The 1,054-nt window shown below is 66.0% G+C and carries 1 protein-coding gene; it reads right to left on the reverse strand.

Going from position 1 to position 1,054, the window contains the following annotated elements:
- Positions 1-16 precede the first annotated feature (16 nt).
- A protein-coding gene (locus G3576_RS30980) for an IS630 family transposase (protein WP_164698334.1) occupies positions 17-959 on the reverse strand; the annotation gives its coding sequence in 2 pieces (ribosomal slippage) (positions 17-622 and positions 624-959; 942 coding nt in all).
- Between the last annotated feature and the right edge of the window lie 95 nt (positions 960-1,054).

The raw sequence follows: 1,054 nt of genomic DNA on the forward strand, positions 1-1,054 counted from the left end.
TTAGAGCCGATTCTCATCAGGTTGCGGCATAGCCGGCGTGGCGGAGGTAGTTGGCGCATTCGGCGGGTGTGAAGGCGTCGAGGGCGGCGCCGATGGCGTCGATGAGGCTTGAGACGGTTGTCTTGGCGGCGGTGCGGAGCAGGTTTTTCAGTTTGGAAAAGACCTGCTCGATTGGGTTCAGATCGGGGCTGTAGGGCGGCAGGAAGAACAGCTTCGCGCCGGCCTCGCGAATGGATCGGCGGACAGCGGCGCCCTTGTGGCTGCCGAGGTTGTCCATGATGACGATATCGCCGGGCTGCAGTGCCTTGGCCAAAGCCTGCTGAACATAGGCGAGAAAGCTGCGACCGTTGATCGGCCCGTCAAAGACGGCGGGGGCGGCAATTCGGTCGGACCGAAGCGCGGCCACGAAGGTCAGCGTCTTCCAGTGCCCGTGGGCCGTCTTGTCGACCAGGCGTTCGCCCACAGGGCAACGGCCGTGGGTGCGGACCATGTTTGTCTTGGTCCAGGTCTCGTCGATGAAAACCAGGCGCTTCGGGTCAAGCCGTCCCTGGTGCTGCCGCCAGCGGTCGCGTCGGCGGGCCACATCGGAGCGATCCTGTTCAGCCGCATGCAGGCTTTTTTTTGAAGCTGATCCCCTCCTGGCGGAAAAACCGCCAGACGACCGAGATCGCCACCACCACGCCGCGCTCGCGCAGCTCCGCTGCCAGCATGGCCAGGGTCAGGTCCGGCTTCTGTGCGACACGGGCCAGAAGCCACTCCCTTTGACCCGCCAGCGCCGCTCGCCGCACACCACCCACTGGTCGGGCCGCAACGCTGCCGGTCTCGCGCTGGCGCTCGGCCCAGCGGATCACGCTTGAAGGGCTCACCGCGAAGCGGGCCGCCACCGATCGGTAGCTCTCGCCCGCCAAAACCGCCGCTATCGCCCGCTGACGCAGGTCCAACGACAACGCTCGCGCCATCACTGCCGGCCTCCTCCCGGCCCGCAGTTCAAACCACACCGGCTCCGCGTCGCATCATCACGTCCGATTCAGCGCGGTCGGAAAAGCGTCTAGGC

It is taken from the genome of Falsiroseomonas algicola, assembly GCF_011040385.1.
Taxonomy (GTDB): Bacteria; Pseudomonadota; Alphaproteobacteria; order Acetobacterales; family Acetobacteraceae; genus Falsiroseomonas; species Falsiroseomonas algicola.